Below are 25163 nucleotides of genomic sequence, written 5' to 3'. Positions count from 1 at the left end.
AATGAGTACTTTGAGCCGATTTTTAACGCTGTATGGGCGAGCGCAGACAGTTTTCGTACAATGCCTAAAGTTTTGGGCGTGAAGGCCGATAGACAAGGCATTGGCGAAAGGAACCGACACCATGAGCATTCTCTCCATCGGCCTGAGCGGCCTCAATGCCGCACAGAACGCGCTGAACACCACCAGCAACAACATCAGCAACGTCTATACGCCCGGCTACAATCGCGAGCTGACGATTCTTGGCCAGGGCCGTGCCGCCGGCGGGGTCCAGGTCAACGACATACAGCGTCAATTCGACCAGTACGTGGCGTCGCAGCTCAATGCCGCCACCAGTTCCTCCAGCGCGCTCAGCACCTACAAGAATCAGATCAGTCAGATCGACAACCTGCTGGCCGACCGCGATGCCGGCCTGGCGCCGCTGATGCAGAACTTCTTCTCGTCGCTGGAAGACTTGGCCGGGGCGCCCTCCGACCCCGCCGCGCGGCAAGGCCTGCTGGGCACCGCCGACACCCTGACCTCCCAGTTCCGGGCCTTTGACGGTTACCTCCAGGACATGCAGGAGGGCATCAACGGTCAGATCCAGGATGAAGTCACCCAGATCAACAACATGACCGAGCAGCTGGCAACGCTGAACCGGGAAATCGCCCTGGCGCGGGCGCGCAGCGGTGACGCCCCCAACAGCCTGCTGAACCAGCGTGACCAGCTCGTCCATGAGCTCAGCGAGCGCATGGACATCCGGGTGAACATCCAGGATGGCAAGACCTACAACATCAGCCTGCCCAACGGCCAGCCGCTGGTGTCCGGCACCAATCACTATCGCATGGAGGCCATGGATGCCCCCTACGACCCGCAGCGCACCGTGGTCGGTTATCGGGACTCCGGCGGGAATCTGGTGGCGATACCGGAAGACACCATCAAGGGCGGCACCCTAGGCGGGCTGATGACCTTCCGTTCGGAGACCCTGGACAAGACGCAGAACCAGATCGGTCAATTGGCCATATCGATGGCCGTGGGTTTCAATGAGCAGCACCGCCTGGGCGTCGACCTCGACGGCGAGCAGGGTGGGGACTTCTTCAGCATTGGCAAGCCACAGGCCTATTCCCACGTTCGCAATACCGGCGACGCGGAGGTCACCGCAACCGATTTCGATGCGGCGAATATCGACAAGCTGCGGGCCACTGATTACACCGTTCGCTTTGGCGACCCGGGTGATCCGCCACAGGTCATTCGCAAGGACAATGGCCAGGCGGTGCCGGCTGAAGAAATCGAATGGGAGTGGGATGGTGACGAAAACGAAGGCGTGCTGAGCTTTGGTGGCATCACCCTTACCTTTGAAGGGGCTCCCAGCCCGGGCGACCGTTTTGAAGTCCAGCCGGTGCGGCGTGCCGCGGCAAGCATGGAATCGACTATCAGCGATCTGGACAAGATTGCCGCGGGCAGCCTGGTGGCCATTGATGGCGATATGGCCACCAGCGGTATGCGAGCTGAAGAGGGCGCCCTGAGCGGCCTGCCATCCGGCACCGCCTACGAGCTGTCGCTTGATAGTGACGGTACCTTGACGTTCAGCACCGAGGATGGGGCGGCCATACCCGCCACGATCATCGTCGATGGCGAGACGCGTACCGTGGACCCAGGTACCGGGCAGATCGGCGGGGATCCTGTCGCGTCCGGTGCAATTCTGACGGTCGACGGTGTCAGCTTTGAGGTCAATCGTCCCGAGGCTGGAACTGCCACACTGACTCTGGGAGCTGCTGAGTCCGGCACCGGCGATAACCGCAACGCGCTGGCCTTGCAGGACCTGCAGGACCGGTCCCTGGTGGGGGGCAGGGCCACCCTGAGCCAGGCCTATGGCGGCATGGTCAGCGACGTGGGCAACCGTACCAATATCGTTCAGGTCAACCTCGATGCCCGCGAAGGGCTCACCGCCCAGTTGAAGGCCGTGCAGCAGTCCGAGTCCGGGGTCAACCTGGATGAGGAAGCGGCCAACCTGATCCGCTATCAACAGTTCTACATGGCAAATGCCCGAGTCATCGATACCGCCTCCACGGTGTTCGATACCATCCTCGGCCTGCGTAACTGATTCAGGGAGTCATAGCGATGCGTATCAGCACCGTGACCATGTTCGATCAGAGCGTGGCATCCATGAACCGCCAGCAGAGCGATTTCCTCAGGGTCAGCCAGCAGGTCGCCAGCGGGCGCCGGGTGGTCAACCCCTCGGATGACCCCCAGGCCGCGTCTCGCGCCGTGGGCGTTTCCCAGTCCATGGCCGTGACCCAGCAATTCGCCGATGCCCGTATATCGGCGCGAAACACGCTCTCCCAGGCGGAAAGCGTGCTCAACAGTGTCAGCGATGCCTTGACCAGCGCCAAGACGCTTCTGGTCAAGGCGGCCAGCGATACCTTGAGCGACGTCGACCGGCAGTCCGAAGCCAGCGTGCTGCGAGGCATCTACGAGACGCTGATCGGCCAGGCCAACGCCACCGACGGCAACGGTCGCTACCTGTTCGGCGGCTATAACGATGATGCCCCTCCCTTCGCTCGTACCAGTGAAGGCGGAGTCTCCGGCACCCAATACAACGGTGACGAGAACGCCCGTGAACAGCGCATCGACGCATCGCGCCTGATGTCGGTGGCCGACAACGGCAAGGCCATCTTCCAGAGCGTGCCCAGCGGTGCCGGCTATGTGGCGCGGGCGGAGCGCGATCCCGCAGCCGCTGATGCCACGTCCCTTGGGGTCCAGACGGGTTACTCCGCCAATGAGGGCTCGGTCACCTTCACCAGCGGTCCTAACCGGGTCGATCCTGGCGACCCCGCCTTTGGCGAGAACTTCACCATCGCGTTCGTCGACGTCGCGGGCGAGATGCACATCCAGGTCGAGGACCCCTCCAATCCGGGTGACTTTCTCTACGATGCTCCCTATGTATCCGGCGAGACCGTCAGCTTTGGTGGTGTCAGCATCACGCTGGAAGGCACCCCGGCAGACGGTGACCAGATCCAGCTGCGCCCGGCCAATGACGAAGGCGCCAACCAGGACCTGTTCAAGTCCCTGAAGGACGCCATTGACGTCCTGGAAATGGACCAGGAGGGCACCCCGGAAAACCGGGCCCATTATCGCAATACCATCAACTCCGTCATGCGCGAACTGGACAACAGCCTCGACAACGTCCTGACGGTTCGCGCCTCCATGGGTGCCCGTCTGAACGAGCTCGACGTCGTGGATGCCGTGGGCACCAACCGCATGATGAACTACGATCAGACCCTGTCCGACCTGGTGGATCTCGACTACAGCGCAGCCATTGCCGAGTACAGCCTGCGTCAGGTAGGGCTGCAGGCGGCCCAGAGGACCTTCGTCGATATCAGGGGGCTGTCGCTGTTCAACTTCCTGTAGTGCGCCTGAAGCGAATGCTCTGTCCAGGGCGTTCGCCGCTTGCCCGATCGAATCGTTCCTGCTGATCCGTCTCGGAACGTCCGGCCGGCTTCTGATGCACTTTCTGACGTTCCCTGCGGGTCATGGTTTTTCTGCCATGGCCTCTTTTCTCCGCTCCGGCTTGCCTGGGCGGTTTTTTTTGGTTCGTCAATTCGGACCCGGTCCCGACTGGCACCGCAGGCGCCCGGGCAGGTGGAAAACAGGGATCAGGCAGCCATCAGGTGGTGAGCGGTGCCAGTGCTTCGATCAACTGGTGCATGACATGCAGTCCATTGCTGAACAGGCGCTGCAGGAAGCGGCCCATGTCGGTCATGAGCACCATCAGCAGGATCAAGCCGACGGTCAGGGACGTGGGGAAGCCGATATTGAACACGGTCAGTTGGGGCGCCGAACGGTTGAGGATGCCCATGGCCAGGTTGATGATCAGCAGCGAGCCGACCAGCGGCAGTGCCAGCGACATACCGGAAATGAAGATCGTGCCGCCATAGCGCACCAGCATTTCGAAGGCGGCCGGATTGAAGGCGCCGATGCCGATGGGGAGGCTGTGGAAACTGCTGGCCAATGCCTCCAGAACCATCAGGTGCCCCCCCATGGCGAGAAACATCAGCAGGGTGACCATGAAGAAGATTCGCGACAGGATCATGGTATTGGTGCCGCTGCCGGCATCGAAGAAGCTGGCGAAGGCCAGGCCCATCTGCAGGCCGATGAATTCCCCCGCCGCCTGAACCACGGCGAACACCACGTGCATGACCAGGCCGATGGCGATACCGATCAGCATCTGTTCCACCATCAGGCCAAAGCCGGCCCAGGAAACGATGGGCACGTCCGGCATCGGCGGCAGAACCGGGGCAACCACCATGGTGACGAGGAAGGCGAGGCCGATCTTGGCCTGGTTGGGTACGCTGGAATGCCCCCACAGGGGGGAAGCGACCAGGAACGAGGTGATGCGGACGAAGGGCCACAGCAGTGCCACGAGCCAGCCATGCAACTGGTCAAAGGTCACCTCGACCATGGCTGCCTCACATCAACATGCTGGGAATGCTGGTGAACAGGCTGCGGGTGAAGTCGGTGATCAGCTTCAGCAACCAGGGGCCTGCGAATACCAGCACGGTGAACACGCCCAGGATCTTGGGAATGAAGGATAGGGTCATTTCGTTGATCTGGGTGGCGGCCTGGAACAGGCTGACCGTCAGGCCGGTCAGCAGGGCCGTGATCAACAGCGGGCCTGCCAGGAAAAGCGTGACGCGCATGCCCTGATAGGCGATGCCCATGACCATTTCCGGTGTCATTCTTTACTCCTTGCTTCTATATGAAGAAGCTTTCCGCCAGCGAGCCGATGATCAGCTGCCAGCCATCGACCAGTACGAATAGCATCAGTTTGAAGGGCAGGGAGATGGTGGCCGGAGGCACCATCATCATGCCAAGCGACATCAAGGTGCTGGCGACCACGAGATCGATGATCAGAAAGGGGATGAAGATCGTGAAACCTATCTGGAAGGCCGTCTTCAGTTCGCTGGTCACGAACGCCGGCACCAGGATCCGCAGGGGGACGTCTTCGGGTCCCTGCATCGGGCCGATGTCCGCCAGTCGCGCGAACAGTGCCAGGTCGGGCTCCCGGGTCTGGGCCAGCATGAACTCGCGGAACGGGTCCTGGGCCAGAATCAGGAATTCCTCGAAGCCGATCTCGTCAGCGGTCAGCGGCAGCCAGGCCGTTTCGTAGACGAGGTTGAAGACCGGGGACATCACGAAGAACGTCAGGAACAGGGCCAGGCCCAGCAGTACCTGGTTGGGTGGCGTGGCCTGCGTGCCGATCGCGGTGCGCAGCAGGCTGAGCACGATGATGATGCGGGTAAACCCCGTCATCATCAGCAGGACCGCCGGCAGGAAAGCCATGGCACTGAGCAGCAGCAGGGTCTGCAGCTGGATGGACCATTGCTGACCGCCATCGTCCAGGGGCTGACTGACGATGCCGGGGATCTGCTGGGCGGCAGCCGACAGCGGCAGCAGCGTCAGCAGCAACAGCCCTGACAGTATGAAAAGGGACTTCAACGAGACAGGGCGGGTCATGACTCTCCCCGGCCAGGGCCTCCCAGGCCGGCGTTCTGTTTCAGGGCACGGGCGAAGCGAGCCGCGAAACGCTCGCCCTGAACGGGATCGGGTATGGAATCGACGACGGGACGTTCCGGCGCGTCGAGCTCGTGAAGCTTGCTGATCTGCCCGCCGCCCACGCCCAGTACCAGCCAGGTGCCTTCCACTTCCACGAGGACCAGGCGTTCACGGGGGCCCAGCGCCGTGCTGCCGATCACCCGCAGGTGGCCACCGGCTGCCCGGCGCTGGGGACCCCAGCGCTTGAGCAGTGAGGTGCACACCAGGATGATGGCGATGACCAGGGCCAGGGCGGCGGCGGTCTTGCCCAGCGTTGCCATGCCCACCAGGGCATCGCCACCAACGGACAGTGCCTCCAGCCCGGTTGCCGTGGCCTCGGTGGAAGGGGTATCGCTCATCGGTTGAGTTTCTGAACCCGCTCGGAGGGGGTGATGATTTCGGTGATACGGATACCGTACTTGTCATCGACCACGACCACTTCGCCCTGGGCGATGAGGTAACCGTTGATCAGGATATCCATGGGCTCGCCGGCCAGGCCGTCGAGTTCGATGACGGAACCCTGGGCAAGCTCCAGCAACTGCTTGATGGTGAGCTTGGTACGGCCGAGCTCGACAGTGAGCTTGACCGGTATGTCCATGATCATGTCGAGATCACGGGCGGCTCCACCTTCGGTTCCCTTGTCCAGGGGGCGGAAAATACGCTCTCCGGCCGACTGCGGTGCCGAAACGGGCGCGCCGCTGTCGACAGGGGCTCCCTGTTCAGCCGCGTCGGCGGACTCCTGCTCGGCCAGGGCCTCGGCCCAGGGATCGTCCTCGGCTGCCGCTTCGGCCGCCTCCTGCTCGGCCATGGCTTCCGCCCAGGGGTCATCCTCTGGAGCTGGCTGGTCGCTCTGCTGATCCGACATGGCGGCCGCCCAGTCATCGTCGGAAACGTTCTGATCGGGTTTCTTGGGATCAGTCATGCTTGGATTCCTTGGCTTGAGGCGCAGCGCCCTTGATGAAGGCGTCTGTAGGCACCGAGTTCTGCGCACCATGATCGATGATGCGGATGACACGCAACGCACGCTGTTCATGCTGGCTGCCGTAGTCGCATGCCATGACCGGCACGCCATCGACGCTGGCGGTCACGGTTTCGGGCAGATCCAGCGGCAATACGTCACCCACCTTCAGGGCCATCACGTGGGCGATCCGGCTGGGGATGTCGGCGAAGTTGGCAATCAGTTCCACCTCTGAATGGCGGATTTCGCCGGCCATGCGTTTCGTCCAGCTGCCGTCCTGATTCTGATGCCCATCGTTCAGCGGATTGGTCAGCAAGTCCCGCAGCGGCTCGACCATCGAGTAGGGTATACAGATCTGGAAGCTGCTGGAAAGGTTGCCCACTTCGATATTGAAGCTGGTGTTCACCACGATCTCGTTGGGCGAGTTGGTGATATTGGCAAACTTCGACTGCATCTCCGAGCGCAGGTAGCTGATCTGGAGCGGGTAGACCGACTTCCATGACTCCTCGTACGCTTCGATGGCCAGTCGCAGCAGGCGCTGGATGATGCGCTGCTCGGTATTGGTGAACTCGCGTCCCTCCGACTTGGTCAGGAAACGCCCGTCACCACCGAACAGGTTGTCCACCACCATGAACACCAGGTTCGGGGGGAACACGATCAGCGCCGAGCCGCGCAGCGGCTTCATGGCGATGATGTTGATATTCGTCGGCACCGGAACGTTGCGCGAGAAATCGCTATAGCTCTGGTAGCGCACCGAATCCACCGTGATATCGGCACTCCGGCGCAGCAGGTTGAACAGCCCCATGCGAAAATGCCGTGCGAAGCGTTCATTGATGATATCCAGGGCCTGCAGGCGCTCGCGAATGACCCGATGCTGGGAGGCCGGGTCATACGGGCGAATGCGAGACTCGTTATCGCTGCGTGCAACGGGTTCGTCGTCGCCGCTGACCCCCTTCAGCAGGGCGTCGATCTCATCTTGTGACAGCAGATCGTCTTGGGACATGGTGGCCAGGGCACCCGGTTATTGCACGATGAACTCGGTGAACAGCACGTCCTGGATGTCCAGGGGCGGCTGCGGCTGGGTCAGTGGCTCGGAGAGTGCCGCCGTGACTTCAGCGGCCAGGCGACGCTTGCCTTCCGGTGAGGTGAGCTCGCCCGCCTGCTTGCCGGAAAACAGCATCAGCAAACGACTGCGAACCTGGGGCATGTGCTCCTCGAGGACCGACCGGGTCTCCTCATCGCCGGTTTTCAGCGAAAGGCCGACATACAGCAGCCGGGAGCCGAAGTCGTCGTCGGCGAGATTCACGGTGAAGGGGTCGATCTTGAGGAATATCGGGGCCTGGCGCTCGAACTGCTGGCCCTGCATGTTGCCCTGACCAACCTGGCCATCCCGATCGTTCATGACCATGTAGATCGCTACCCCGGCCGCAGCCGTGGAGATCAGTACCAGCAGTATCATCAGCCACAGCAGCTTGGAGGAGCTACCCGTCGATTTCGCCATTGCCTTGCCTATCGTGAAGTGTTGGTCCAGCCGTAAAGCCGCATTATGCGCAATTCATACGAGCCATGATGAAATGAACAGACCGCGCGAAAGGGTCTATCTTGGCTTTTTGTTTCAGGCGTAGAGATTCACTCGCCCATCCAGGGTCATGCCGATTGCCGAGTCGGCCATGCCCGGTTCGGCCATGTCCGACAGCGCGTCATCCGCATCGGAAGCCAGGCCCGGGCCGCCTTGACGCTGTCCGTCCTGGCCGGCAAAGGCTTGAGCATCCTGCTGCCGCTGTTCGCCGACCGAAGTATCGCCGAGCGTGATGCCCTGCTCGGCCAGTGCGTCACGCAGTTGCGGTATGGCCTGCTCGATGACCTGGCGAACCTGGGCATGGGCAGAGAGGAACTGCGCCTGGGCTCCCTGTTCGGTCATCTTCAGCGTGATGGAAAGGGGGCCCAGCTCGGCCGGATGCAGCTGCATCTCGATGCGCTGTTCGCCACCCAGGCGGGCAAACTGGATCAACTGCTGGCCGAGTTGCCCGGGCCAGGCCTGGCTCTGCACCTGCGTGGCAAGGCTGGCCTGGGCCGGCATGGGCTGAGCGGCCGACGTGCCTGGCTGATGGCCTGCCTGCGGGGCCAGCGGGTTGATGGACTCGGCGGGCATCAGGCCGGCACGAGCGGTTTCCGGCATTGCCACCCGCAGCTCGTTGCCGCCCAATGGCGAAGCCGGGGGCAGGTCGGCGGAACGGCTGAACTCTATCGAACGCAGTGGCGGGTTGGCGCTACGGGTGTCCCGCTCGATCGGGGCGTTCTGGCGTTGGCTGGTATCGGCAGCCTCATGCCCCGGGCTCGGCCGCCCCTGGCGAAGGGCGTCCTGAAGGCCGGCCGGGGGCGGCGGGACGTCACCCGAGCGAGCCGCGCCGGAGCGTGCCTCGAGGGGGCGGGCCGGGTCGTCCATGGCATGTCGGAGCCCTTCGTTCGCGGCCAGGGCAGCCAGTATGACCGCCTCGCTATCCTCGGGTGGCACCTCGGTCACGTCGGGCGTCTTTTCCGGCAGTTGACGCGGGTCGAACCGGTGGGTGCTCTCGATCAGCGCCAGACGCTCCATGATCTCGTCGAGCGGCAGCGAGTCGGCCGACGCCAGGCCATGTTCCGTTGCGGCATCGTGATGTGCGAGCGCCTGCAGCAACGCCTGTTGCGCCGCCATGGTGTGCGGCATGCCGGTAGTGGCGCCGTCGGCCAACTGAGCGGCGAGATCGCTGGCATGGTCACCCCTGGACTGGCCGGCGTTGGCCAGGGCCAGGGCGAAATGGCCGCCCTGCGTGCTGTTGTCCGGCTCTGCCTTGCCCATGGGTTTGCCCGGCAGGGCGGACAGTATCATCTGAATATCCATTGCGATCTCCCGATTCGAATCACGAATCACGCGTGTTGCGTTGCCGAAGTAGTCGTCCGGCTGACATGTCGTCACTGTTGCGTTGTTCGCGCCGCTCATCCTGCCTCTGCTTCTCGGCATGGCGGCGCGAGGAAAGGGTGTCATAGGCCGACAGGCGCTTCTGCTCCTGCTGCCACTGCTGCTGGCTCTGCTGTACGCGCCGCCGCTGCGAGTTCAATGCCTCTCTTGCCCGCTCCAGCGCGGCATCCAGTGACGCCAGGAAATGCTGGTAGTTGTGCATGCTGGCGGGGTCGATACCCTCGCTCATGGCAGCCTGAAGGCGTTCCGCGTATTCGAGCCGGTAGCGGGTGAGTGACTCGAGCTGTGCGGCCACCTGGCGTTCACTCTGTCGCTCGCCCGCCAGCACCTGACCGGCCTGGTCGCGGGCGTCGCGGGCAAGATCGCTCAGCATGGCGAGCTGTGATGACGCGCTCATTGCCCGACTCCCAGGGTCTCTGCGAGATCCAGCCGTGAGGCCTCGATCGAGGCATTGTCATGAATGTTCTGCTGGAGGAAGCTCTCCAGCAGCGGATAGCGCTGGACGGCTTCGTCCAGCTGCGAGTCGTGGCCCGGGCTGTAGGCGCCCACGCTGATCAGGTCGCGGTTGCGCTGATAGCGGGAAAACAGCCGCTTGAACGTCTGTGTCATCCGCAGCTGCCCGTCGTCGATGATGTGCGTCATGACGCGGCTGATCGACGCTTCGATATCGATTGCCGGATAGTGGCCGGCCTCGGCCAGCGTCCTCGACAGCACGATGTGGCCGTCGAGAATGGCCCGTGCCGAATCGGCGATCGGATCCTGCTGATCGTCGCCTTCCGTCAGTACCGTATAGAAGGCGGTAATGGAGCCTCTTCCGCGCTCCGCATTGCCGGCCCGTTCCACCAGGCTGGGGATCTTGGCGAAGACGGAGGGCGGATAGCCCTTGGTGGCGGGCGGCTCGCCGATGGCCAGGGCGATTTCACGCTGGGCCATGGCGTAGCGGGTCAGGGAATCCATGATCAGCAGCACGTTCTTGCCCTGGTCGCGAAAACCCTCCGCCAGTCGGGTTGCGTAGGCGGCCCCCTGCAGGCGCTGCAGCGGCGAGGTATCGGCCGGTGCCGCTACGACCACCGCGCGGCGGCGTCCCTCCTCGCCGAGGATGTTGTCGATGAAATCCTGAACTTCGCGCCCCCGCTCACCGATCAGCCCCACCACGATGACATCCGCACCGGTATAGCGTGCCATCATGCCGAGCAGGACCGATTTGCCCACGCCGGAGCCGGCAAACAGCCCCATGCGCTGACCGCGGCCCACGCTGAGCAGGGCGTTGATGGCGCGGATGCCCACGTCGATCTGTTCGTTGATCGGAGCACGGGCCAGGGGGTTGAGCGGTGGCGTGGAAAGCGGGAAGCGGGGGGCGGTGTCCAGCGGACCCAGCCCATCGAGGGGGTCGCCATTGCCATCCACCACCCGGCCGAGCAGCGAATCGCCGAGCGGAAAGCGGCGCGCGGCATGGTCGGGGCCGTCGCCCAGGGGAAAGACCCGCGCGCCGGGCATGAGGCCGGTGATCTCGGAAAGCGGCATCAGGAACAGGCGCTCGCCGGCGAAGCCGACGACTTCCGCCTCGGCAAAGCGGGGGGGCTCGTTGCCGCCTGGCGACGGCAGCTCGATACGACAGGCATTGCCCAGTGCCACCCGGAGGCCGATCGCCTCGATCACCATGCCGGTTGCGCGCAGTACGCGACCGCTGGCGCGAAACGCCGGCACGGCATCCACGCGCTCACGAACGTGCTGCAGCGTCTGCTGCCAGCGCGTCTGATGCGCATTGCGGGCCTGAACCGGGGCTTCTGTCATGCCGTTTTCTCTCCTTGCTTATTCAACTGGCTCATCATCGGTCGCCGAGGCGGGTGGTGGCCGGCGTCGACGTACCTGGGCCTTCACGGCCTGCCAGCGGCTTTCCCAGGTGGCGTCGAGTTCGCCACTGGCACTGGTCGCTCGGCAGCCGCCGCGGCTGAGCTGGTCGTCGGGCTGCAGTTTCCAGCCAGCGGCTCCCAGCTCCTGTCCAAGGTGCTGTTCCACCAGCTTATGGTCCTGCGGGTGTAGCCACAGACGCTGATGACCGGTCAACGGCGGCTCCGTATGCAGCAGGGCCCTGACCAGTTCCAGCACCTGGCGAGGCCGGGCCTTCAAGGCCTCGCCGGCCAGTTGGCGACCGGTGGAAAGGGCCAGTTCCACGAGGTCGTTGGCGATCTCTTCGTCCAGTACCGCCAAGGCCTCGGAAAACTGCTCGGCCAAGGGCTTGAGAGGGGCGAGGGCGTCATGGGTCAGCACCTCGAGCTCGCGTTGGGCCTCCTGGCGGCCCTCCTCCAGACCCTGGGCATGGCCCTGGGCGCGGCCTTCTTCGAAGCCGGCCTGATAGCCCTCCTCCCGGGCCTCGCGGAAAATCTTTTCGCGCATGGCCTTGAGTTCGGCCTGGCGGCGAAAGCTCTCCTGGCGACGAGCTTCTCCGGCGATATCGGCGGCCCGACGCTCCTCGCCACCCTCGTGACGTGCCTCGCTCTGCAGCTCGCCCATCCGCCAGCGTCGCCAAGAGCTCTGCTGTTCCGAGTGGGGCGTCGAGCGATCAGACATAGGTGTCGTCTCCACCGCTCAGCACGATATCGCCGGAATCGGCCAGTCTGCGGACCACCTGCAGGATCGACTTCTGCTCGGCCTCCACCTGGGAGACGCGAATCGGTCCGCGGGCCTCCATGTCCTCGCGCATCAGGTCGGCGGCACGCCGCGACATGTTGCGCAGGAATTTTTCCATCAAGGTTTCCGGGGCTCCCTTGAGCGCCACGACCAGGGAGTTGGTGTCGATCTCCTTGAGCACCAGCTGGATGCTGCGGTCGTCCAGGTCCATGAGGTTCTCGAACAGGAACATCTCGTCGATGATCTTCTGGGCCAGGTCTTCGCTGTGGGCGCGCACCGTCTCGATGGCGGTCTCTTCCTGGGTGGAATTCATCAGGTTGAGGATCTCGGCTGCCGTTCTCACGCCGCCCATCTTGCTGCGCTTGAGATTCTGGCCGTCGAGCATTCCCGTCAGCACTTCGGTCAGCTCCTGCAGTGCCGCTGGCTGCACGCCGCTGAAGGTGGCGATACGCAGGACCACGTCGTTGCGCAGCTTGTCGTCGAACAGCTCCAGCACATCGGCCGCCTGGTGGCGGTCCAGGTGGACCAGGATGGTGGCGATGATCTGCGGGTGCTCGTCGCGGATCAGTTCCGCCACCATCGGTGCTTCCATCAGGTTCAGCGAGTCGATGCCGCTGCTGCTGCCGGAGGATTCCAGGATGTCCTCGATCAGGCTGGTAGCGCGTTCGCTGCCGAGCGCCTTGGTCAACACCGAGCGGATGTGGTCGCTGGAATTGAGGTTCAGGGCGATGAACTCCTCGGTTTCGTCATGGAACTGCTGCAATACCTTCTGCATGTCCTCATGAGAGACCTGGTCCATATCGGCCATTTCCATGCTCAGCTTCTGGATCTCCTTTGGCGCCAGGAACTTGAACACTTCCGCCGCGCTGTCCTCGTCCAGGGCCAGCATCAGGATGGCGCTACGGCGTACGCCGGTGATGGCTTTGGTAGCGGTACTCATTCTTTGTTCATCCAACTGCGAATGATCATGGCAACCATGCGAGGATCCTCCTGGGCCAACTCGCGAAGCTCGGCGAGGTTATCCTCATAGCCCGAGGACTTGCGCCTGCGCTTGGGCTTCTGGTAGGTCCGCTCGGCTTCCAGATCCTCCTCCAGCTGGCCGTCGGTACCGTCGAGTGTCTCATCGCCGACCTGGGCCCGCAGGCCGGTGCCTGGCGCTGCCGCCAGGGCAGGCTGCTGCACGTGCCGCTTGATCAGCGGACGCAGGATCAGCAGGTAGGCCAGCAGGATGCCGAGCGCGACGAGGAGGTAGCGGCCGAAGGTCAGCGCCAGGTTGTGTAGCTCGGGCGACTGCCACCACTCCAGCTCCTCCCTGTCCTCGACCGGGCGGCTGAACGGACTGTTGACCACTTCGACTTCGTCGCCGCGGGCCTGGGAAAAGCCCATGGCCTGGCGTACCAGACGCTCGATCTGGGCGATTTCGACTTCGGTAAGCGGTACGCGCTGCCACTCGCCGTCTTCGTCCCGCTCTTCCCGGAAATCCACCACGACTGCAGCGGAGAGCCGCTGCACCTGGCCCTGGCGATGCTGGATGTGGGCGATATTGCGATCCACTTCGTAATTGACGACGTCGTCCTGGCGCAGGTTGCTCAGCGCCTGCAGCCCCTGCTCGGCTTCCTCGAGAAGTTCGCCATCCTCATCGACCGGCAGGTTGATGGGGGAGGGAGCCACTCCGGGAGGCGTGTTGCTCAGCGCGCCGGGAATGCCCAGTGCCAGGTCGTCGCCACCGCTATAGGAAAGGCTGGACTGACTGCTGCGCACGGCAGCCTCGTTGGGTGGCTGGTTGGGCCCGAAGCGTTCGGACGTTTCCTCACGGCGGGAAAAGTCGATCTGGGCGGCGACCTGGGCCCGCACATTCTCCTGGCCGAGGATCGGCGCCAGAATGCTCTCGATGCGCTGTCGGTAGGAGCGCTCGACCTCGGCGATGTAGTCGAGCTGAGTGCCGTCCAGGTCGCGACCGTTGGCGCTGGGCATGGAGAGCAGGCGGCCGTTCTGGTCGACCACGGTCACGTCTTCGGCGGAAAGGTCCGGGACACTGCTCGACACCATGTGGATGATGGCATTGATCTGGCCATCCCCAATGACGCGACCCGGCTCCAGCGTCACGATGACCGATGCCTTGGCCGGCTCCTGGTCGCGCACGAATACCGACGAGCGGGCCATGGCCAGGTGAACCCTGGCCCGCGAAACCGGACCGAGGGATTCAATGGAACGGGACAGCTCGCCTTCGAGACCGCGCTGGAAGTTGACCTGCTCGGCAAACTGGCTGATGCCGAAGGCCTGGCTGTCCATCAGCTCGAAGCCGACGTTGCCGCCGCGGGGCAGCCCCTGCTCCGCCAGTTGCAGGCGCAAGCCGTGCACCGCATCCCCGGGCACCAGGAGGGCGGTCCCGCCCTCACTGAAACGGTAGGGCACGCCACGACTGTCCAGCTCGTTGATGATACGGCCGCCATCGACTTCCGTGAGGTTGCTGTAGAGCACCCGGTAATCGGGTTCGCGTGCCCACAGCAATAGGGCCACGATGATAGCGATAACGGCGGCGCCGCCAATCAGTATGGCAATCAGCGGGTTACCGCGCAATTGTTCCTGAATGCGCCCGAGTAGGGCGCTTGCCGGCTGGCTGGGCGTGGACTCCTGACGATCCTGCGTCGTGGCGCCATTGCTCATGCACGCCCCCTCGAGAGTGGCCCGTCCGCCGCTTGAATCCTGATCCTAGAAGATGGCATTGACTGCATCCGTCCACCGCGTTCTGGCTGCCCACAAGGGGCGCAACTGTGATGAACGCTATTATGCGAACCGCCGTCCAGACCAAATGCGGGAAAAGCCCGGTTTTTCCATGCCAATTGCCAGTATGGTCATCGGGTTGTAGCTGGTAGCCTTGCGCTACACTTCGAAAAATGACGTTACAGGGGGCCGCGGGCCATGAGTTCACCTGCCATTCAATCCGCACTTGCACAGATGCAGACCCTGGCCACTCAGGCCGGCGGACAAGCCACCAAGGGGCAGCTGGTTTCCACACAGGTGGGGCAGGGCGGTTTCGCTGGGGAGTTGCAGGCGTCCATTCAGCGTATCAATCGGCTGCAGCACACGGCCAGCACCAAGGCCATGGCTTTTCAGGCCGGCGACCCCAATGTCGAGCTCAACGATGTCATGGTCGACATGCAGAAGGCCAGCGTGGCGTTCCAGATGGGCTTGCAGGTCAGAAACCGGCTGGTTTCCGCCTATCGCGATGTCATGAACATGCAGGTCTGATTGTCCTGCCGTATGCCTTTACGCATCAGGCCTTGAGATCGATCAGGTTGCCCTGCAGCTCCTGCAGGCGTTCGGCGATGGCCAGCACCTCCTCGGAAGGAATCTGGCGCAGCACTTCACCGGATTCGCGGTCCACGATCTGCGTGATCACCCGTGACGGCACGTCGTTGAGCTTGAACTCCACGCCATACTGGCGCAGCACCTCATTGATCCGCTGAATCGGCTCCACCAGCTCGGCCGGGTTGATCGCCTGGGCGCTTTCGGTCTGGGCCAGCACGCCGCCTGCGGTGGGTAGCGACGCGATCACCGACTCCTTGCGCTCGCGCGGTGTCAGATCATGCAGGTAGGAAGCGCTGAGTGTGCTGGTGGCATCGGTCAATGGTGATGACATGGCGAATTTTCCTTATGTATGCCTTGAGGAGCACCGACCCCATATCGGTGCTCTCTCCTTTCTTGGTCGGCGCAAGGCCGCATTCCCCTGAAAATCCATCGGTAGAGACCCTATCGGCAGCCGAGCGGAGAAACTTTAGGTTTTGTATGAAAAGTCGGCATCACGACCTTGTTTTTTCTCCCGGCTCGACGCCTCGACCTGCCTTTTCCACCCTGTTGGAGCGCCGCTCCGCATCGCGACTGGCGCCACAGGCACCTCGGCGAAGGCCACTGCGCTGACGTATAAGTCGTTTATTTTACGTCTGTCAATACATCATAGAGCCTGACTATGATCCAGATCATGGCAACATTGTTACTGACTGAGTAGCCTCGGAAAGCCGAGCGGGGCAGGGGTACGGAAGATGAGGGAACAGCGCCGCTGCCAATACAGCAATGACAACACATGGGCAGAGACACGATGCGCATCAATCATCCGGTGACCGACCGCGAGTATGAGATACGCGACGATCAGAACCTCATTTCACGTACCGACGCCAAGGGGTGCATTACCTACGCATCTCCTACCTTCTGCGAGGTCAGCGGCTACTCCCGCGAGGAACTGATCGGCTCGCCCCACAACCTGATACGCCACCCGGACATGCCGGAAGCCGCCTTCGCCAACCTGTGGCAGACCATCGAGGCCGGCGAGATCTGGTCGGGGGTGGTCAAGAACCGGCGCAAGAACGGCGATTTCTACTGGGTGCATGCCCATGTGGTGCCGATTCTGGAGAACGGCGAGATGCGGGGTTACACCTCGGTGCGCGTCAAACCGGTACCTGGCGCCTGTGAAAGAGCCGAAGCGATCTATGCCCGGCTGCGCGAAGGCCGCACCCGCGGCATCCGCCTCGACCGCGGTCGGATCGTATCCACCGGGCCGCTGAGCCGCATGGTCAGGCTGCTGCCATCGGGGCTCGGGGGAGCGTTGTTCGCCATGGCCCTGGTGGCCATCGGCGTGATTGCCGCCAGCGACTTCATCGGCTGGCAGGGCCGGCTGGCCGGGGCCGTGGCGATCCTGGCAATGGCCTTTGCGGGCGGGCGGCGCTTCGATACTGCCGTGGCGCGCGTGCGCCATTTCTCCATGCAGGTGGCCGCGGGCAATCTGGCGGCGTCACCGCCACCCGCACGCCGGGATGGAATGCGCGAGGTCATTGACGCCATGGCCATCATGCAGTGCAGTCTGGCCAATATTTCAGGGGACATTCACCGTACTCTGGACGTGGTCGAGCGGGGAACCCTGGACCTGGAACGTGACAACCGCAACCTTGCCGAGCGGGCCCAGCAGCAGTCGACCTCGCTGCAGCAGACCGCCGCCAGCATGGAAGAGCTCACGACCACCGTTCAGCAGAACGCGGCAAGCACCGAGCAGGCGGAAAACGAGGCAAGACGGGTACGTGACGCCGTAGGCCGGAGTGGCCATGACGTCGGGCAACTGGTCGAGAGCATTCGCCATATCGCATCCAGCGCCGGCAAGATGACAGAGGCCATCGAGGCCATCGAGGCACTGGCCTTCCAGACCAACCTGCTGGCGCTCAACGCTTCCGTTGAAGCCGCCCGTGCCGGGGTGCATGGCCGTGGGTTTGCCGTTGTCGCGCAGGAAGTTCGTCGGCTGGCGGAGAGTTCCGCCACATCGGCCGATCGCGTGCGTGAGCTGATCGATCGCACTCAGGATGACATCGAGACAGGGGAGACGCGCATCGGCCAACTGGCCGAGAACAATCGCGGCGTGGTCGAGGCGGTGAACGGCATCGATCAACTGATTCGTGAAATGGCCATCGCTTCCCGGGAACAGGCCATCGGTCTCGAGCAGATCAATCAGGCGGTGGTGGCAATGGACAACGCCACGCGGCAGAGTGCCGAGAGAGTGTCCAATTCCGCCGCCCTCGGCGAGCTGCTGGCCGAGCAGGTGGAGCGGCTCACGGTGGCCATTTCGGCCCTGCGCCAGGCCGGTGAAGGCAAGGAGCGGGTGAGCCGCGAGCAGCGCTTTCGGGGCGCTGCCCGTGAGGTATCTCAGCTCGACGACTACGAGTCACTGCGGCTGGAAAACGAGCCCGTCTGACACGGGAGCGCCGATCCGGGGTACCCGATCAAGAGGGTCTGATCCAAGTGTGAATCGTGGAGTGGCTGGGGTATTCTGATGGTAATGGCTTGATGTTGATCAGCTGGAGTTCGCGTCAGGCCCATCAGGCAGCAAGCGCTTACCTTGCCAGCGAGGCGTCATGAGTCACGAGCTACCTATCGAACGCATCATGCAATCTGGCCTGCTGACCTGTGAGCCGGAGACCCCCCTGTGTATGGCGGCGGATCGCATGGCCGAACGCCAGTGCAGTTCTATCCTGGTGGTCAAGGCAGGGCAGGCGGTAGGGATATGGACCGAGCATGATGCGCTGTCGGTGAATTTTGCCGACTCGGATGCCGTATATGTGCCAATCAGCCGGGTGATGAGCCAGCCGGTGGCAACGCTGCACAAGACCACGTCAATCAGCGAAGCCGCCATGCGTTTCGGCACCGAGGGGCGCAGGCACTTTCTCGTGGTGGACAACGACGGTGCGCCACAGGGCATCCTGTCCCAGACCGACGTGGCGCTCAATCAAGGGCTCGAACCCTATCTGCGCCTGCGGGAAGTACGGGCCGCCATGCGGCAATGCCCACTGGTGCTTGCCGGTGACCGGTTGCTGGCCGAAGCGGCCGACGACATGCGCCAGAGCGGGTGCGATGCCGCGGTGGTGCAGTGCGAACAGGAGGGGCTGGGGATACTCACCGAGCGTGACCTGGTACGCTTCGTGGCGCGCCATCCCGGCAATACCCCGGTCTCGGACCTGGCCAGCCGCCCCCTGCTGACCGTACGGCTGAGCGACACGCTGATCTTTGCCCGCGATCTGCTGTTGAACCACCGGGTGCGCCACCTGGCGGTCAAGGATGAGGGCGGGGCGGTCGTCGGCTTGCTAGGCTTCCGCGACATGCTGGTCGGGGCCGAACACCTCTATATGCAGGACCTGCGCGAGGCGCTGGAGCAGCGTGATCGTGCCCTGGCCCAGTCGCGCCAGAACCTGCAGCTGGCGGAGCGAGTCATCGACTCTTCGCTGGAAGGCATCCTCATCACCGATGCCGACAACCGGATTGAATTCGTCAATCCGGCGTTCACCCACATGACCGGCTATACCGCAGAGGAGGCAATCGGCAAGACACCGGCCCTCATCTCGTCGGGACGCCACGATGCCGGCTTCTATCATCAGATGTGGGCGACCCTGAGGTCGTGCGGCTACTGGCGGGGTGAAATCTGGAACCGGCGCAAGGGCGGCGAGCTCTATCTGGAACTACTGACCATTACCGCCATCACCGATGACAGCGGCACCGTGACCCACTATGCCGCACTGTTCAACGACATCACCCATATCCGCGAGAACGAAGAGCGAATACGCAAGCTGGCCTACTACGATCCGCTGACCGGGCTGCCCAATCGTCGCCTGCTGGAAGATCGGCTCGACCTGGCGATTCGCCACGCGCATCGCAACCAGTCCCGTTTGGCGGTCATCTTCGTTGATCTCGATCACTTCAAGCAGGTCAACGATAGCCTGGGCCATGCGGTGGGGGACGAGCTTCTCGTGCTGGTTGCCCAGCGGCTGCAGAGCCGGCTCAGGGAGGACGATACCCTGGCGAGGCTGGGCGGTGACGAGTTCCTGATACTGTTGCCCGATCTCCGTGGTGTGGAAGAGGTGACCCCGGTCGCCCGGCGACTGATCGGCTCTCTTGGTGAGCCTTGCTTCATTGGCGGCCATGAACTGACGCTGGGGTGCAGCCTCGGCATCAGCCTTTATCCCGACGATGCCGACAACGCCGAGGCCCTGCTGCATGATGCCGATGTGGCCATGTACCATGCCAAGCAGAGCGGGCGCAATGCCTTCCGGTTCTATCGGACCGAATGGAACTCGCCGGACAACGAGCAGAAGGCAACGGTGCTGCCCGACTCGCGCTAGACGTGCTTCGTTCTGGAAAGGGGCGTTCCAGAAAGACACATTCAAGAACGGCGGCATGAAACGGCCCTTTTCCCGGTTTCATATGGTTTGCACTGCGGGTAGGCTAGGCGGCTGTTTACGGTTAACCGGCAGCCCTTGATGACCCGAATCAGCCCCAGCGGCGGCAGCGACCATCGTGGCCCCATGCGGCACGAATCGCTGATGGCGACCCACCATGATCCAGACCAGGACAACACCTGGATGATCGGCTATCTGGACATCATGACCCTGCTGGTGGCGTTGATGGTACTGCTGTTCAGCATTTCCTTCATGGACGACGGCGAGCCTCGTGACGCACGGGCCCTCGATGCCGAATGGCCCATGACCATCCCCCTGCCCAGCGAGTTGACATGGGCCATGGCGGCGCGGCCCCTGCTCCCTTCCGATCAACTGAGCCCAGGGGCCATTTCCGCCGCCCTGGGCGTTGCCGGTCTGCCGGTACGACGCGGCCTTGTGGAGCCTGCCCCGAAGGGAGCCCCCGCGCTGCTGGCGCTTCCTTCGGCTCGGCCCGAGCCCACGGCGCCCGTCGCATTCGCGTCGCCGCCGACGCCACTGGAGCTGCTCTCACGGATACCCCGCCTGGCGGGTCCGCCGCCCGATGCATTACCGTTTCCGCAGCCGGTCCTGCCCCGAGACACCGAGATGGCGGCGCCCCTTGCCGACTTCATGCTGGTGCTGACCGACCGGCCGCCAACGGGCGCGCTGAGCGTGATGCCGCAAGCGATTGCCGGTGCCATGGCGTTGAACCGGTCGTTGAGCGAACGAATCGAGGAAGCCCCCTATCTGCCCGACCTGGAAGGAGTGGAGGTGTCGCGGGTGGCGGAGGGCATCAAGCTGCGCGTGGAGGACCAGTTGCTGTTTCCCACCGCGGAGGCCGAGTTGACCGATGAAGGCCAGTCGCTGGTGCAGCGTCTTGTCGAGGTCATTCAGCGCCACGACGGTGAGGTGGCGGTGGAAGGCCACACGGATAGCCGTTCCATCCAGACCCCTGAGTTTCCCTCCAATTGGGTGCTCTCCAGCGCCCGGGCCATCGCCATCGTCCACGCCTTGGAGCAGGCGGGCGTCAGCTCCCATCGCCTGCGTGCCGTGGGGCTTGCCGATACCCAGCCCCTGGCCGGGAACGACACGGTGGAAGGTCGCGCCCAGAACCGCCGGGTCGAGGTGACGATCCATGCGAGATAGCCCCTTGTCGACAAACGTTTGAATGAAACGGCCATGTCATCCAGGCAGGGCAATCATGATGTGAATCAATTCTTATGGGATGAACCAATCCAACGGTTGCGCATCCCTTCTCTCAGGCAACACTCTCAAGCGACAATGGGCGACAGCAGGTCCCAGATGCACCAATAACAAAGCCTTAACACCTTAGCAGGGAAAGACGGCATGAAGCAGGTACCCGGCGAGCCTCGGGAAGACTCATCCACACGTCCTGCCAGCGAGCAGAAAGCCTGCCCGCTCTATCGACGGCAGCAGGAAGAGCTGCGCTTGATGGCGGCTGCGTTCGAGACCGGCCAGGCGACCCTGATCACCGATACCGACACGCGCATCATACGCGTCAACCAGGCCTTTACCCGGATCACCGGCTACCGCCTTGAGGACGTGCTCGGCCAGACCCCCCACCTGTTCAAGTCCGGCCGCCATGGCCCCGGGTTCTACGCCATGCTGTGGAATAGGCTCATGGCCAAGGGGCACTGGCAGGGGGAGATATGGAACCGCAACAAGCATGGGCAGGTGTACCCGATCTGGCAGTCGATCACGGTGGTGAAAGGCGACGATGACCAGGTTCTGCACTATGTGGCCGTCTTTCACGATATCACCGAACGCAAGCGTATCGAGCGCGCCCTGGCGCGGGAGGCCAGCAGCGACCACCTGACCGGTGTCGCCAATCGTCGCAGCTTCGACCGGGCGCTGGTCAAGGCGGTGAAATCGGCCCAGGCGGAAGAGCGCGAACTGGTGCTGGTGCTGTTCGACATCGACCACTTCAAGCGCGTCAACGATATTCATGGCCACGATGTCGGCGATGAGATCCTACTGCTGCTCGCGCGCTGCGTGCAGGACCGCCTGCGCAAGACGGATCTGCTGGCCCGCTGGGGTGGTGAGGAGTTCACCCTGCTGCTGTCGGATACGCCTTTGAGCGGTGCACTGCAGCTGGCGGAACGGTTGCGCCGCGACGTGGCCCGAGCCATCTTTCCCGGCCCGACCGTGACGATCAGCATTGGCCTGACCCGTTTCCAGCCCGGCGACAGCGCTCGCGACCTGCTGACCCGTGCGGATCGTGCGCTCTACCGCGCCAAGCAGAACGGCCGCAATCGGGTGGAAGTCATGACCCCGGATGCTTCCGAGCTGCCGCCTTTCCTGGAGCGAAGGGCCTTCGGCACCAGTGCGAAAGGCATCATTAAACTCCCCGCGACATCGTCGGCGGGAAGGCGTCCGGCGAAGGACTCGCACCAGGGGAGTGCAGGCGCTACCGTGCTGGATTCCGAGCATGCCGTACTGCCCAGCCACTCCCGCCTGTCGCGGGTGCTGGACAACGCTCTGGCCATCGCCATCGAGCGTCGCGGTTCATTGACGCTGTGCGCGCTGGATATCGACCATTTCAAGGCTATCAACGATACCCTGGGAAATGAACAGGCTGACCGGCTGCTGGTGCTGCTGGCGGAGCGTCTGGGCCACTACTTGCAAAACGACGACATGGTGATGCGTACCGGTGGCGACGAATTCGTGCTGCTGATGCAGCGTATGGCCGACGATACGGCGCTGCAGGCATTGCTCGAGGTCATCAGTCGCCCCTTCACCCTGGGCGATCGGCAGGTCAGGGTCACTGCCAGCATGGGCGTGTCCTGTTTTCCCAATGACCAGGCCGAAGGGGACAGCCTGTTGCGCCATGCCCAGCAGGCCATGTATCGCGCCAAGCAGAACGGCCGCAACATCCTGAGTCGCTTCGATCCCCGGCACGATCGCCAGGTACAGCAGTTCATGGTGGAACGTCGCCGTTTCGAGCGGGCCATCGACCAGGATGAGCTGCGCCTGCACTACCAACCCCAGGTGGACATGGCCACTGGCCAGGTAGTGGGGGTCGAGGCCCTGGTGCGCTGGCAGAGGCCGGGCGAGGGGTTGCTGGCACCGCACACCTTTCTCCCCCTGATCGAAGGCTCCCGCCTGGAAGAGGCCCTGGGCGAGTGGGTGCTGCGAACGGCGCTGACCCAGCTCGATCGATGGCAGGAGCTGGGCATCACGCTGCCGGCCAGCGTGAACATCAGCCCTTCGCACCTGCTCACTCGTGATTTCGTCACACGGCTTTCCGCGCTGCTCGCCGAGCACCCCAATGTCTCGCCCAGTCGTCTCAAGATCGAGGTAGTGGAAACCGCCGCCATGCACGATATCCAGGCGGCGCTGGAGGTGATCACCCGTTGTCAGGACATGGGAGTGCAGATGGCCATCGACGACTTTGGCACGGGGTTCTCCTCGCTGACCTACCTGCGCCAGCTACCGGTGGACCTCATCAAGGTGGACAAGAGCTTCGTCCGCGACATGCTGGCCGACCCGAGCGATCTCGCCATCGTGGAAAGCGTGATCTACATGTCGCGCCGTTTTGGTCGTTCGCTGCTGGCGGAAGGGGTGGAAACCCTGGAACACGCCAGCGAACTGCTGGCACGCGGCTGCCACCTGGCGCAGGGCTACGGCATTGCGCGGCCCATGCCGCCGGAATCATTGGAAGAATGGTTGGCGCAATGGCCCAATCGCGCCGACTGGCAGGCATTGGCAGGGGAGGTTGGTCGCTCCGGGCATGCTTGAGAGGTGGCTTCAGCTCGCGACCGTGTTGCCTCCGCCAGGGCGCCGGCCGCGATGGAATCAGCGCTACCAAGAGCCTTTTTTTGCGGGTCACCCTAAAGTTCTTCGGTGATAAGCCGAACCATACAGGTGAGGAGGCTCATTCACCTGACAGACAAGGCAGTTCCCCATGTCAACGATCTCATCCCTCGGCATAGGCTCCGGCCTGGACCTCAATGGTCTGCTGGACCAGCTCAACGAAGCCGAACGCGGCAAGCTCGAACCCATCGAGCACCAGATAGAGTCCCAGCAGGTACGAATTACCGCCTACGGTGAGCTGAAGGGGGCGCTGTCCAGCTTCCAGTCGTCCGTCGATGCGCTCAATGACGCTTCGCTGTACCAGAGCCTGTCGGCCGACGTGAGTGGCGAGGCGGTACAGGCAGCCACCAGCTCGGATGCCAGCCCCGGCCGCTATGACGTCACCGTGAATCAGCTGGCGATGTCGGGCAGTTTGGCCACCCAGCGGGTCGAGGGCCTGGACACGGTACTCACCGACGCCGATACCACGCTCAACTTGACCTTCGAGAACGGCGAACTCGATCATGGCGTTGCCATTGCAGCCGGCAGCACGCTGGAAGACGTGCGCGATGCCATCAACGCGGACCCCGAGGCGGCGGTCACGGCCTCCATCGTCAATGATGGCGAGGGTTTTCGCCTGGCGCTGATGTCAAAGGATACCGGTGAGCAGGCCGCGATTACCGGTACGGATTTCGCTGCGATGGCGACCCAGGCCAGCCTGACGGACGACACTATCGTTCAATCGGGCCAGGATGCTTCTCTCGAGGTTAACGGCATCGCCATCTCCAGCGCCACCAATCAGGTCGAAGGCGCCATCCAGGGCGTTACCCTCGGCCTGACCCAGGAAGGCAGCAGCACCATCAACGTGGAGCGCGACACCCGCGCCGTGCGCGAGGCAGTGACCAATTTCGTCGAGGCCTACAACGCCTTCAGGACGACGACCGGCGAACTGGCCGCCTTCGATGGCGAAACCGGCCAGGCTGGTGAATTGCTTGGCGACAACACCCTGCGTACCGTGGAGTCCCGGCTGCGTGCCGACCTGGCTGGCGGCGTGATGCAGGGTGGCGAAGAGGGTGGGATGTCGATGCTGGCGGATATCGGTATCTCGATGCAGCTCGACGGCAGCCTGGCACTGGACGAGGACCGCCTCGACCTGGTGATCGGCGAGGACATGGATGCCCTGGGTGCGTTCTTTACCGGCGACCCCGATAGCGACGTCGAGGATACAAGCGTCGGCATGGCCGGCCAACTGAGCGAGACCCTGGGGCAACTACTCGGTACTAACGGCATCGTGGAGAACTCGATCAGCGGTGCCGAGACCCGCATCGACAGCCTCGTCGACCGCTATACGCGAATGGAGCAGAGCATCGACGCGACAATTGCCCGCTATCGCACCCAGTTCGGCCAGCTCGACGCCATGATCGCAAGCATGAACCAGACCAGCAGCTATCTGACCGAGCAGTTCGACATGATGAACGCCCAGCTTGGCCGGAATTGAGGT

22 protein-coding genes are annotated in these 25163 nt (G+C 63.4%); 8 read left to right on the top strand and 14 right to left on the bottom strand.

The genetic code is table 11. The features are described 5' to 3' along the window. Nucleotides 1-121 precede the first annotated feature (121 nt). A complete protein-coding gene (gene flgK / locus C1H69_RS01700) occupies nucleotides 122-2080 on the top strand; it encodes a flagellar hook-associated protein FlgK (protein WP_102651692.1) in 1959 nt (652 codons plus the stop codon). A 17-nt stretch (nucleotides 2081-2097) separates the two neighbouring features. After that, nucleotides 2098-3387: a flagellar hook-associated protein FlgL gene (gene flgL, locus C1H69_RS01695; RefSeq protein WP_102651691.1), complete on the top strand. Its 1290-nt coding sequence runs from the start codon at nucleotides 2098-2100 to the stop codon at nucleotides 3385-3387. 256 nt (nucleotides 3388-3643) lie between these two features. On the opposite strand, the gene fliR is transcribed toward flgL, so the two are convergent. The 13 genes from fliR to fliF form a co-directional block, all read right to left on the bottom strand. Continuing rightward, nucleotides 3644-4438: a flagellar biosynthetic protein FliR gene (gene fliR, locus C1H69_RS01690; protein ID WP_102651690.1), complete on the bottom strand. Its 795-nt coding sequence runs from the start codon at nucleotides 4436-4438 to the stop codon at nucleotides 3644-3646. Between the two features lie 7 nt (nucleotides 4439-4445). Beyond that, nucleotides 4446-4715, bottom strand: a complete 270-nt coding sequence (gene fliQ, locus C1H69_RS01685; RefSeq protein ID WP_102651689.1) for a flagellar biosynthesis protein FliQ — start codon at nucleotides 4713-4715, stop codon at nucleotides 4446-4448. Between the two features lie 16 nt (nucleotides 4716-4731). Next, entirely contained in the window at nucleotides 4732-5493 is a 762-nt protein-coding gene (fliP, locus tag C1H69_RS01680) for a flagellar type III secretion system pore protein FliP (RefSeq protein WP_102651688.1), read from the bottom strand. Then, nucleotides 5490-5930 carry a flagellar biosynthetic protein FliO gene (fliO, locus tag C1H69_RS01675; RefSeq protein ID WP_102651687.1) on the bottom strand — a complete coding sequence of 147 codons (441 nt, stop codon included), beginning with the start codon at nucleotides 5928-5930 and terminating at the stop codon, nucleotides 5490-5492. The genes fliP and fliO overlap by 4 nt, the downstream gene beginning before the upstream one ends. Then, nucleotides 5927-6493 carry a flagellar motor switch protein FliN gene (gene fliN / locus C1H69_RS01670; protein WP_102651686.1) on the bottom strand — a complete coding sequence of 189 codons (567 nt, stop codon included), beginning with the start codon at nucleotides 6491-6493 and terminating at the stop codon, nucleotides 5927-5929. Before fliN ends, fliO begins: the two co-directional genes overlap by 4 nt. Continuing rightward, a complete protein-coding gene (gene fliM / locus C1H69_RS01665) occupies nucleotides 6486-7532 on the bottom strand; it encodes a flagellar motor switch protein FliM (RefSeq protein WP_102651685.1) in 1047 nt (348 codons plus the stop codon). Before fliM ends, fliN begins: the two co-directional genes overlap by 8 nt. Nucleotides 7533-7550: 18 nt before the next feature. Continuing rightward, nucleotides 7551-8030, bottom strand: coding sequence for a flagellar basal body-associated protein FliL (gene fliL / locus C1H69_RS01660; protein ID WP_102651684.1), 480 nt, complete (start codon nucleotides 8028-8030; stop codon nucleotides 7551-7553). A gap of 114 nt (nucleotides 8031-8144) precedes the next feature. Continuing rightward, complete coding sequence (locus C1H69_RS01655) at nucleotides 8145-9410, bottom strand: flagellar hook-length control protein FliK (protein ID WP_205738381.1); 1266 nt, start codon at nucleotides 9408-9410, stop codon at nucleotides 8145-8147. 19 nt (nucleotides 9411-9429) lie between these two features. Then, a complete protein-coding gene (gene fliJ, locus C1H69_RS01650) occupies nucleotides 9430-9885 on the bottom strand; it encodes a flagellar export protein FliJ (RefSeq protein WP_102651682.1) in 456 nt (151 codons plus the stop codon). Next, the gene (gene fliI / locus C1H69_RS01645; RefSeq protein WP_240609774.1) at nucleotides 9882-11282 is read right to left on the bottom strand and encodes a flagellar protein export ATPase FliI; all 1401 of its coding nucleotides are present in this window, start codon (nucleotides 11280-11282) and stop codon (nucleotides 9882-9884) included. Before fliI ends, fliJ begins: the two co-directional genes overlap by 4 nt. Nucleotides 11283-11300: 18 nt before the next feature. Continuing rightward, complete coding sequence (locus C1H69_RS01640) at nucleotides 11301-12059, bottom strand: flagellar assembly protein FliH (protein WP_102651681.1); 759 nt, start codon at nucleotides 12057-12059, stop codon at nucleotides 11301-11303. Further along, entirely contained in the window at nucleotides 12052-13059 is a 1008-nt protein-coding gene (gene fliG, locus C1H69_RS01635) for a flagellar motor switch protein FliG (RefSeq protein ID WP_102651680.1), read from the bottom strand. Before fliG ends, C1H69_RS01640 begins: the two co-directional genes overlap by 8 nt. Beyond that, complete coding sequence (gene fliF, locus C1H69_RS01630; RefSeq protein WP_102651679.1) at nucleotides 13056-14786, bottom strand: flagellar basal-body MS-ring/collar protein FliF; 1731 nt, start codon at nucleotides 14784-14786, stop codon at nucleotides 13056-13058. Before fliF ends, fliG begins: the two co-directional genes overlap by 4 nt. 255 nt (nucleotides 14787-15041) lie before the next feature. On the opposite strand from fliF, the gene fliE reads away from it, so the two are divergent. Continuing rightward, nucleotides 15042-15371: a flagellar hook-basal body complex protein FliE gene (gene fliE, locus C1H69_RS01625; protein ID WP_102651678.1), complete on the top strand. Its 330-nt coding sequence runs from the start codon at nucleotides 15042-15044 to the stop codon at nucleotides 15369-15371. A 25-nt stretch (nucleotides 15372-15396) separates the two neighbouring features. Here fliE and C1H69_RS01620 read toward each other — a convergent pair whose 3' ends face one another. Then, complete coding sequence (locus C1H69_RS01620; protein ID WP_102651677.1) at nucleotides 15397-15762, bottom strand: flagellar protein FlaG; 366 nt, start codon at nucleotides 15760-15762, stop codon at nucleotides 15397-15399. A gap of 456 nt (nucleotides 15763-16218) precedes the next feature. Between C1H69_RS01620 and C1H69_RS01615 the strand changes: the two genes are divergently transcribed. The 5 genes from C1H69_RS01615 to fliD all read left to right on the top strand — a co-directional run bounded on the left by C1H69_RS01615 (nucleotide 16219) and on the right by fliD (nucleotide 25160). Then, nucleotides 16219-17856, top strand: a complete 1638-nt coding sequence (locus C1H69_RS01615) for a methyl-accepting chemotaxis protein (protein ID WP_165789397.1) — start codon at nucleotides 16219-16221, stop codon at nucleotides 17854-17856. Nucleotides 17857-18016: 160 nt separating this feature from the next. Continuing rightward, on the top strand, nucleotides 18017-19774 hold the full coding sequence (locus C1H69_RS01610) for a diguanylate cyclase domain-containing protein (protein ID WP_102651675.1): 1758 nt from the start codon (nucleotides 18017-18019) through the stop codon (nucleotides 19772-19774). Between the two features lie 138 nt (nucleotides 19775-19912). Next, complete coding sequence (locus C1H69_RS01605; protein WP_102651674.1) at nucleotides 19913-20995, top strand: OmpA family protein; 1083 nt, start codon at nucleotides 19913-19915, stop codon at nucleotides 20993-20995. Nucleotides 20996-21196: 201 nt separating this feature from the next. After that, nucleotides 21197-23608, top strand: coding sequence for a sensor domain-containing protein (locus C1H69_RS01600; RefSeq protein ID WP_102651673.1), 2412 nt, complete (start codon nucleotides 21197-21199; stop codon nucleotides 23606-23608). Nucleotides 23609-23774: 166 nt separating this feature from the next. Beyond that, nucleotides 23775-25160 carry a flagellar filament capping protein FliD gene (gene fliD, locus C1H69_RS01595; protein ID WP_102651672.1) on the top strand — a complete coding sequence of 462 codons (1386 nt, stop codon included), beginning with the start codon at nucleotides 23775-23777 and terminating at the stop codon, nucleotides 25158-25160. The last annotated feature ends 3 nt before the right edge of the window (nucleotides 25161-25163 follow it).

Source organism: Billgrantia endophytica, assembly GCF_002879615.1.
Taxonomy (GTDB): Bacteria; Pseudomonadota; Gammaproteobacteria; order Pseudomonadales; family Halomonadaceae; genus Halomonas; species Halomonas endophytica.
The sequence above is the reverse complement of the archived record's forward strand: the minus strand, read 5'-3'. Positions and strand labels throughout refer to the sequence as shown.

Excerpts from the sequence above, each read along its gene's own strand:
- C1H69_RS01640 (WP_102651681.1), bottom strand. The coding sequence starts at position 12,059 with ATGTCTGATCGCTCGACGCCCCACTCGGAACAGCAGAGCTCTTGGCGA.
- fliF (WP_102651679.1), bottom strand. The coding sequence starts at position 14,786 with ATGAGCAATGGCGCCACGACGCAGGATCGTCAGGAGTCCACGCCCAGC.
- fliQ (WP_102651689.1), bottom strand. The coding sequence starts at position 4,715 with ATGACACCGGAAATGGTCATGGGCATCGCCTATCAGGGCATGCGCGTC.
- flgK (WP_102651692.1), top strand. The coding sequence starts at position 122 with ATGAGCATTCTCTCCATCGGCCTGAGCGGCCTCAATGCCGCACAGAAC.
- fliM (WP_102651685.1), bottom strand. The coding sequence starts at position 7,532 with ATGTCCCAAGACGATCTGCTGTCACAAGATGAGATCGACGCCCTGCTG.
- C1H69_RS01655 (WP_205738381.1), bottom strand. The coding sequence starts at position 9,410 with ATGGATATTCAGATGATACTGTCCGCCCTGCCGGGCAAACCCATGGGC.
- fliJ (WP_102651682.1), bottom strand. The coding sequence starts at position 9,885 with ATGAGCGCGTCATCACAGCTCGCCATGCTGAGCGATCTTGCCCGCGAC.
- fliR (WP_102651690.1), bottom strand. The coding sequence starts at position 4,438 with ATGGTCGAGGTGACCTTTGACCAGTTGCATGGCTGGCTCGTGGCACTG.
- C1H69_RS01610 (WP_102651675.1), top strand. The coding sequence starts at position 18,017 with ATGAGTCACGAGCTACCTATCGAACGCATCATGCAATCTGGCCTGCTG.
- fliO (WP_102651687.1), bottom strand. The coding sequence starts at position 5,930 with ATGAGCGATACCCCTTCCACCGAGGCCACGGCAACCGGGCTGGAGGCA.
- C1H69_RS01600 (WP_102651673.1), top strand. The coding sequence starts at position 21,197 with ATGAAGCAGGTACCCGGCGAGCCTCGGGAAGACTCATCCACACGTCCT.
- flgL (WP_102651691.1), top strand. The coding sequence starts at position 2,098 with ATGCGTATCAGCACCGTGACCATGTTCGATCAGAGCGTGGCATCCATG.
- fliP (WP_102651688.1), bottom strand. The coding sequence starts at position 5,493 with ATGACCCGCCCTGTCTCGTTGAAGTCCCTTTTCATACTGTCAGGGCTG.
- fliE (WP_102651678.1), top strand. The coding sequence starts at position 15,042 with ATGAGTTCACCTGCCATTCAATCCGCACTTGCACAGATGCAGACCCTG.
- fliL (WP_102651684.1), bottom strand. The coding sequence starts at position 8,030 with ATGGCGAAATCGACGGGTAGCTCCTCCAAGCTGCTGTGGCTGATGATA.
- C1H69_RS01620 (WP_102651677.1), bottom strand. The coding sequence starts at position 15,762 with ATGTCATCACCATTGACCGATGCCACCAGCACACTCAGCGCTTCCTAC.
- C1H69_RS01605 (WP_102651674.1), top strand. The coding sequence starts at position 19,913 with ATGACCCGAATCAGCCCCAGCGGCGGCAGCGACCATCGTGGCCCCATG.
- fliN (WP_102651686.1), bottom strand. The coding sequence starts at position 6,493 with ATGACTGATCCCAAGAAACCCGATCAGAACGTTTCCGACGATGACTGG.
- C1H69_RS01615 (WP_165789397.1), top strand. The coding sequence starts at position 16,219 with ATGCGCATCAATCATCCGGTGACCGACCGCGAGTATGAGATACGCGAC.
- fliI (WP_240609774.1), bottom strand. The coding sequence starts at position 11,282 with ATGACAGAAGCCCCGGTTCAGGCCCGCAATGCGCATCAGACGCGCTGG.
- fliD (WP_102651672.1), top strand. The coding sequence starts at position 23,775 with ATGTCAACGATCTCATCCCTCGGCATAGGCTCCGGCCTGGACCTCAAT.
- fliG (WP_102651680.1), bottom strand. The coding sequence starts at position 13,059 with ATGAGTACCGCTACCAAAGCCATCACCGGCGTACGCCGTAGCGCCATC.